This is a genomic window from Streptomyces carpinensis (genome assembly GCF_002154505.1).
In the GTDB taxonomy this organism is placed as follows: domain Bacteria; phylum Actinomycetota; class Actinomycetes; order Streptomycetales; family Streptomycetaceae; genus Streptomyces; species Streptomyces carpinensis.
This window is the reverse complement of sequence record NZ_MUBM01000217.1, coordinates 1-7895: the sequence shown is the minus strand read 5'-3', so window position 1 is coordinate 7895 and position 7895 is coordinate 1. Positions and strand designations below refer to the sequence as shown.

Annotated in this window: 5 protein-coding genes and 2 pseudogenes; 5 read left to right on the top strand and 2 right to left on the bottom strand. The window is 67.1% G+C overall.

Translation table 11 applies throughout. From position 1 onward, the window contains the following. Window positions 1-100: 100 nt before the first annotated feature. Together BZY54_RS28055 and BZY54_RS28050 are read left to right on the top strand one after the other, a co-directional pair. A pseudogene (locus BZY54_RS28055) lies at window positions 101-226 on the top strand (helix-turn-helix domain-containing protein); the annotation flags it as partial. Between the two features lie 116 nt (window positions 227-342). Further along, window positions 343-1441, top strand: a pseudogene (locus BZY54_RS28050) (integrase core domain-containing protein). Window positions 1442-1588: 147 nt separating this feature from the next. On the opposite strand, the gene BZY54_RS28045 reads toward BZY54_RS28050, so the two are convergent. Then, window positions 1589-3238, bottom strand: coding sequence for a M4 family metallopeptidase (locus BZY54_RS28045; RefSeq protein ID WP_086728127.1), 1650 nt, complete (start codon window positions 3236-3238; stop codon window positions 1589-1591). A 1188-nt stretch (window positions 3239-4426) separates the two neighbouring features. On the opposite strand from BZY54_RS28045, the gene BZY54_RS28040 reads away from it, so the two are divergent. The 3 genes from BZY54_RS28040 (at window position 4427) to BZY54_RS28030 (ending at window position 6612) form a co-directional block, all read left to right on the top strand. After that, window positions 4427-4840, top strand: a complete 414-nt coding sequence (locus tag BZY54_RS28040) for a globin family protein (RefSeq protein WP_086728126.1) — start codon at window positions 4427-4429, stop codon at window positions 4838-4840. A 94-nt stretch (window positions 4841-4934) separates the two neighbouring features. Then, window positions 4935-6041, top strand: coding sequence for a globin domain-containing protein (locus BZY54_RS28035; protein ID WP_086728125.1), 1107 nt, complete (start codon window positions 4935-4937; stop codon window positions 6039-6041). Between the two features lie 73 nt (window positions 6042-6114). Beyond that, window positions 6115-6612, top strand: coding sequence for a DivIVA domain-containing protein (locus BZY54_RS28030; protein WP_143668137.1), 498 nt, complete (start codon window positions 6115-6117; stop codon window positions 6610-6612). A gap of 420 nt (window positions 6613-7032) precedes the next feature. On the opposite strand, the gene BZY54_RS28025 is transcribed toward BZY54_RS28030, so the two are convergent. After that, window positions 7033-7895, bottom strand: an 863-nt coding sequence (locus BZY54_RS28025) for a sensor histidine kinase (protein ID WP_143668136.1), incomplete at its 5' end; no start/stop codon positions are given.

The following is a 7895-nucleotide window of genomic DNA, read 5'->3' as shown; positions in this document are numbered from 1 at the left end:
ACGGAAAGTGATCCAGAACCTGAAAAGTGGACCAGTAGCGGCGCTTGAAAGTTGACCCCCTCCAGAGGGTCTGGCTCGTTGAGCCAGATCGGGAGGAAGGGTGATCAGCGTGGAGGACTGGGCGGAGATCCGCCGACTGCACCGGAGTGAGCAGATGCCGATCCGGGTGATCGCCAGGAAGCTGGGGATCTCGAGGAACACTGTCCGCAGAGCGATCGCGGACGACGCTGCCCTTGCCGAAAACACATCCGCCCTGGTGGTAGCCGGTGTGCGGGATGTCGACCGCGGTCGCTCGCGCCGGCACTCACGTGGCTGTCGATCAGCGCGGCATGATGATCGACCGTGCTGCTACGACTTGCCTACCTGGGCGTGACGAACGCATTCACCCTGCTGCGCCTGCTGCCGATGAGCGCCCGGGACAAGGACGCGGAGATCCTTGCCCTGCGTCATCAGATCACGGTGCTGGAACGCCAACTCGGCAAGCAGAGGGTGCGGTTGATCCCGACCGACCGGGCGTTACTGGCGGCGCTGCTGCATCGGCTGCCACGGCATGTGCTGCGCAGGATGCGGCTGCTGGCGCGCCCGGAGACGGTGATGGGATGGCATCGCGACCTGGTCGCACGCCGCCACGCGGCCCGGTCTCGGCCGATGCGCCCGGGTCGGCCACGGACCGTGCACTCGATCAGAGCCCTGGTGCTGCGCCTGGCGCGCGAAAATCCCAGCTGGGGCTACAGGAAGAGTGCACGGTGAGCTGCTCGTGCTGGGGATCAAGGTTGCCGCTTCCACGGTATGGGAGATCCTCAAGGATGCCGGGATCGACCCGGCGCCCGAACGGAGCTGCAGTACCTGGGGCGACTTCCTGCGCTCCCAGGCCGACGCCCTTCTGGCCTGTGACTTCTTCGAAACGGTCACCCTGTCCGGGGTGCGGCTATACGTGTTCGCGGTGATCGAGCACGCCAACCGTCGGGTCCGTATCCTGGGCGCCACTGCTCACCCGTCCGCGGCCTGGGTGGTCCAGGCCGCAAAGAACCTCGTCATGGACCTCGAGGACGCGGGCTGCCGAGCGCGGTTCTTGATCCGGGACAGAGACGGGAAGTTCCCCGGGCTGTTCGACGCAGTCCTCAAGGACGCGGGCATCGAGGTGGTGCTCAGCGGCGTTCAGATGCCAAGGATGAACTCCATCATGGAGAGGTGAGTGCAAACCTGCCGACGAGAACTGCTGGACCGCACACTGATCTGGAACCAGCGCCATCTCCTCTATGCCCTGCGCGAGTTCGAATCCTTCTACAACGAGCACAGGCCACACCAGGGCATCGCCAATGCTCGCCCCCTCCATCCGCTACCTGCTCCGATCGAACATCCGGGCACGATCGCGCGTCTCGACATACGCAGACGCACGCGACTCGGCGGCACCCTCCACGAGTACACCCATGCGGCCTGACCAGCATGGATCAGGTATTCGGCAACTGCAGGGTCGCGCCGATGTCCTCGCGGGTGGTGAAGGCTTCGAAGACATGAGTGCGGCAAGAAAAGGGCGGCACCCGGAAAGTGCTCTCCCGGGTGCCGCCCGCCATCTGGCTGTCGCTGGTCAGTTGACGTTGACCGCGGTCCAGGCCGCGGCCACCGCGTTGTACTCGGTACTGCCGGAGCCATAGAGGGCGGCGGCCGCCGAGAGGGTGCCGGTGCGTGCCGCCGCATAGTTGGTCGACGACGTGAAGTACTCGGACAGTGCCTTGTACCAGATCTGCAGCGCCTTGTCGCGGCCGATGCCGGTCACCGTGGAACCGTTGTAGGTAGGCGAGTTGTAGCTGACGCCGTTGACCGTCTTCGCACCGCTGCCCTCGGACAGCAGGTAGAAGAAGTGGTTGGCGACACCGGACGAGTAGTGCACGTCCTTGCTGCCCACCGTCCGCGACCAGTAGTCGGCGGAGGCGCCGTCCTTGCTGGGCTTGTCCATGTAGCGCAGCGGGGTGCCGTTGCCGTTGATGTCGATCTTCTCACCGATGAGGTAGTCACCGGGGTCGGAGGAGTTGTTGGCGTAGAACTCCACGCCCGTGCCCAGGATGTCGGAGGTCGCCTCGTTCAGGCCGCCGGACTCCTTGCTGTACTTCAGGCCGGCCGTGGCGGCGGTGACGCCATGGCTCATCTCGTGGCCGGCCACGTCCAGGGACGTCAACGGGTCGTTGTTGTTGGCGCCGTCGCCGTAGGTCATGCAGAAGCAGCTGTCCTGCCAGAAGGCGTTGACGTAGTTGCTGCCGTAGTGGACGCGGGAGTACGCGCCCACGCCGTCGTTCTTGATGCCGTTGCGGCCGAAGGTGCTCTTGTAGAAGTCCCAGGTCTCCTGGGCCCCGTAGGCGGCGTCCGCGCCCGCGGTGGCGGCGTTGGAGTTGGTGCCGTCACCCCAGGTGTCGCCGGACTGGGAGAACAGGGTGCCGGTACCGGTGGTGCCCTGGTTGAGGTTGTACGTCTTGTGGCCGCCGCGCGCACCGTCGGTCAGCGTGTACGTCGAACCCGACTGGGTCGTGGTCAGGGAGACCTGGCCGCTGTAGTGGGTGTTGCCGATGCCGGTCTCGACGCCCTGGTAGCGGTAGAGCTCCTTGCCGCTGGTGGCGTCGGTGATGACGTGGAGCTCGTTGGGCGTGCCGTCGTCCTGGAAGCCGCCGATCACCGTCTCGTACGCCAGGACCGGTGCGCCGGAGCCCGCCCAGATCACCTTGCGAGGCGCCCGGTCGGCGGCCGTCCTGTCCGAACCCGCGGCCTTCGCGACCGCCAGGGCCTGCTTCTGCGCCTCGGCAGTGGTGACCCGCGGCGTCAGCGAGGCCACCTTGATGGCCGCCTTGGCCGCCTTGGTGACGCCCTCGGTGCTGCCCGACTTCGCGGTGTGGACCACGAGGTCGCCGCCGAGGACGGGCAGGCCCGCGTAGGTGCGCTCGTAGCGGGTGTGCAGGGTGCCGTCGGCGTCCTTGACGACGTCCTTGGCGAGTAGCTTCTCCTCGGCGCCGAGGCCTATCCGCCAAGCGGTGTCGGCCGCACCGGACTGTGCCTTCTGCAGGAGCGAGGTGCGGGATGCGGACGACAGGGCCGTGGGTGCGGCGGCCAGAGGGGTGCGAGCGGTGGTGTCGGACGGGGTCTGGGCCGAGGCACTGGTGGTCAGAGCGGTACCGAGAAGGGCTCCAGCGGCGACGGCGGTGGCGACGACCAGGGTGGTGCGCTTGTGGCGCGCGGATCGGGGAGTCACACAAGCTCCTTTGGCGGGGGGCCGGACAGTGTGGGGCACTGGCCGGAAGGGATCCGACGTTGCTGTGCTCGTGCGGCGGGTGCAGGAAGAGTCGCATCAGGGTCGCGTACATGCCAGGGCCCTGAAGTGATGTTGGCCGAAAATCGGCCGTGCGGTAAATGTTGCGCGCGCGTAAACGGGCACGGCCGGGGGTGAGTTGGAGCTTCCGGTGACGCGTCGTCTGCCACTCGTGACATGCGGTTTACGGGAACGTCGACTTCCAGCCATTGAGCGTGCCGACGTCACACCGCACCCGGCACTGGATCCTCGACTTTCAGACAGCGCCGGTCCTGTGATGTCACTTCAGAATGCCTCGTGGACGGCGTAGGGGCGGGCGCGGAAACCGGGCCCGTGCTCGTCCATCCGTCCTCGACGGCCCCTCGTGCCGGCAAGCACTTGCCCTCCACGCCCGGTGGACTTACCGGGCGCTGGGTCGTCGAATCCCGACGTGCGAGCCGGCCGGGGCTCGCGACGGCCGATGGCGGGGTCGCCAGGTTGGGGGCGGCACCGCTCGACGTGTTCGCGGAGGAGCATTTCGTCGACTGCGTGCGGGTTGCACCGGAGATCGATGCGGACAGGAATGATTCGAAGGGGACAGTGCGTTCGGTGCCGTCGTGTTGATGTCGCGGTGGCCGAAGACATGCGGCGCCGCGATCGCAGGCCCCGCGGAGAGGCACTGGCGTACGCGACGACGCCCTTAACAGCCCGCCACCCCCAAGATCCCGTAGCCGGCCGCGCCCCCTTCGGTTCGGCCCGACCGCCGAAACTCTCCCACGCGCCTCACCCGGCCGCTCGATACCCCACCCCCGAAGAAACTTCGATGCGTACACCACCCGTCACAGGTCACACTTCCTCAAGCGCACCGACCCGAGCAAACGTCACACTCGTTCTGCGCACACTGCCGGCCCGGCGAGAGGCCCCTCGCGTCAACGGACCTGCGGAGTGCATGGGGAGGGCGAAGTAAGTCCGATTCCAGCATCCTCGGCCCTCGGAAGCACAGGGGGCAGCAAGCCGGCCTGGCGGGATCGTGCCGGATAGGCCGCAGCACGTGTCGGGAGTGTGGACGCAAGTTGGCGGTGCGTCAACAGTACGACCTCACCCCGGACCCAACTTGTTCGATTCACGCGCCAGTGGCTACAGTCGGCCGCCATGACCGCAGACCTCTCACTGATCCGGAGCAGCTTCGCGGCTGTTCAGCCCCACGGCTCGCAGGTGACCGCATACTTCTACGATCACCTGTTCGAGCATCATCCCGGTGTGCGCCCCCTGTTCGCCCCTCACCTCGACGAGCAGCGCGACCGCCTGTGGGCGGCTCTGGGTGCCCTGGTCTCCAACCTGGAGAACACCGAGGCGCTGACAGGCATGCTGCAGAACCTGGGGCGACGCCATGCGGGATACGGCGCGCTGGCCGAGCACTACCCGGCCGTGGGGACCAGCCTGATCGCCACCTTGCGCCACTACGCGGGCGATGCGTGGACACCGGCCGTCGAGGAGTCCTGGACGGCGGTCTACGGCGTGATAAGCGACACCATGGTCGCGGCCGGCCAGGCCAGTTCGAATTGACACGGCCGCCGACGGCTCCTCACGGACGAGCCGCGGACGGGCTCACGATTGTTCTTGGAGGTCACCCTCTGATGTCAGCCACCGGAGGGCGGACATGAGCGATTCCCAGGCGCTGAGAGATTCCTTCGCCCTGGTCGGCAAGTCGGGGGACGAGGTCCCGCGCTACTTCTACTCCTACCTGTTCCTCATCGCGCCAGAGGTCCGGCCGATGTTCCCGGTATCCATGGGAGCGCAGCGCGATCGGCTCGTCGCCGCCCTGGGCCGGATCGTCGCGGACGCGGACGATCCAGACCGGCTCGTTCCGTACCTGCAGCAACTGGGCCGCGACCACCGTAGGTTCCAGGTGGTGGCGCAGCACTACGAGGCCGTGGGGCAAGCGCTGCTGGCCACGCTGGCCTACTTCCTGGGCGATGCGTGGACCCCGGAACTGCAGCGCGGCTGGACCGAGGCCTACACCCTGGTGGCCCGCACCATGATTCAGGCCGCCGAAGCCGACAGCATGACGAATCCGTCGTGGTGGAACGCCGAGGTGGTGCGGCATGAGCAACGCGGCTTCGACATCGCGGTCCTCACGGTGCGCCTGGACCAGCCGATGGCGTACGCGGCCGGGCAGTCCGTGATGGTGGAAGCCCCGATGCTGCCGAGCACCTGGCGGGCCTTCACCCCGGCCAACGCACCGCGCGCCGACGGGACCATCGAGTTCCACGTGCGCGCCGTCGACGGCGGCCTGGTCAGCCCGGCCCTGGTGTACGGGCTGCGTCAAGGCGACGTACTACGCCTCGGAGCCCCCGTCGGCGGCAGGCTCACGCTGCAGACCTCCGCCGGACGGGATCTGGTGCTGATCGCCGGGGGCACCGGCCTGGCCCCACTGCGCGCCCTGGTCGAGGAGATCGCCCGGCATGGACGTCAGCGCCGGGTGGACCTGTTCGTCGGGGCACGCGACACCCACGGCCTGTACGACCTGCCCGCGCTGAGGCAACTGGCCCAGGCGCACCCGTGGCTTCGTATCACGCCGCTGGTCGGCGCGGACGCCGGCACCTTCGACAACCGCAGCCTCGCCGGCCCGGTCCTGCGCGCCGCCGACTGGAGCGGACGCTCCTTCTACGTCTGCGGCTCGCCGGCCATGGTCTCCGCGACAGTGCGCGATCTGGCAGACGCCGGCATACCCCACGACTTGCTGCACTTCGAAGAGGATCGGTGATCGGAGAGACGTGAACGAGACAGGAGCACACCATCCGGAGCCGCACCGGGTGACGCCCGAGACACTGCGGTCGATGACCTTCCCCCGCGCCCCGCTGACACGTCGCGGCTACAGCGAAGAGGCGGTGCACGACACCCTGCGCCGCTGCGCGGCGACTCTCACCGCGCTCACGCAGGAGAACGACCGGCTGCGGACAGACATGCAGCGTCACCGGGACTGGATCCGGGCGAACAACATCGGCGACGGCAGCGCCCCCACCGGGGTGCCGACCGTGGACGCCGTACTGCAGCAGGCCCGCGCCCAGCAGTCGGCCGAGCAGACCGTCTCCGCGGCCCGCGAACAGGCCCGCAACATGGTGCGGGCCGCCAGGGCACAGGCAGAGGCGATCCTGCAGCAGAGGTGGGAACAGGCCACCCAGGCTGCCGACGGCGACCAGGAAGAGACCGAGCGGCTCATTTCCTACCTGCGTCAGATCGCACAGTCCCTGACCGTCACCGCGGACCAGTACTCCACCAAACGCCCCCAAATGCCCTCCCCACCGGCCAATACCGCCACCTCGCACGGCATCTGACCGGCACACCAGACCGGCACACCCAAACCCGGTCTGGTGCCGCCGGGACGCCCACTCCCCTCGGGCTTGAACCGGACGGCAATCGCCCGCACAAGACCAGCGTGACCGCCCGGCGCATCCCTGCGCCTGCCCACCAGCCAGTGGCCCACGCGGAGCCGGCACCGCACCCTAGGAGTCGGCACCCTGCACGGACGACGACCCGACCGACGGCACGGGCTGACGCCACACCCACTGAGCGCCCGAACCAGAGCTGTGCTCCGTTTCGCGACGGACCGGGCGGCAGCAGGCCAGGCGTCAGCTCGTTGCGGTGCCGGCGGATGCTCTGCCGGGGGGATGGCCAAGCCACACGGGCGAACGTTCCGACGCTGCCGTACCGGGCGAGGTCTGTCTCAGGCGCATCCCTGCGGACGCATGTCCACATTATTCCGTAGCGGCCTGCGGTTCTTGGTCCTTGGGCCAGGCTGAAGAATGCCGGGCAGGCAGCCGCACTGCGACTTCCAATCCGCCGCTCGCACGGGGTCGTGCAGCGACGGTACCGCCGTGGGAGCGTGCCACCGAACGAACGATTGCCAGCCCGAGCCCAACACCTCTTCTGCTGCCCGAATGGGTATATCGCGGATGCGTGAAGGGCTCGAAAAGGTGGTCCACTTCGTACGCCGGTATTACTGGCCCGGAATTTATTACGGTCAGCGTTCCGTGGTCGGCTCGAAGTGACGTTCTCACGTCTACCCATCCGCCGACAGGGAGGTTGTAATGAACGGCGTTCTGCACCAGATTGAACGCGAGCCGTTCAAGCATGACGGTATTTCCCTGCACCTGCGTCGACAGGTACTCGCCGCGCAACTCCACTCCCAGTTCCTCAGCTTCAGCTGATACCTGCCGAACAGCTCGGGTAGCGAGCTCGGCCATGTCGACCGGTTTGCGCTCAACCAGCTCGTTCTCACTGCGAGCAAGCAACAGAAGGCCCTCTACGAGCTGCTCACTGCGCTGATTGGTGGCCAGGAGCGAGTTGCCCAGGAAAGTCAACGCCGGTGACGCGTTCGGATCGGACATGTGCACCTCGAGCAAAGTACGGTTGATCGCGAGCGGGGTGCGTAGCTCGTGGGAAGCGTTCGAGACAAAACGTCGCTGTGCGTTGAAAGCCCGGTCAAGCCGATCCATCATGCTATCGAATGTGTCGGCAAGCTCCTTCAGTTCGTCCTCCGGGCCTCTCAGCTCGATACGTTTGTCGAGCTGAGAACTTGCGATGCTGTGCATCAGCTTAGTACTCCAGCTGTAGATCG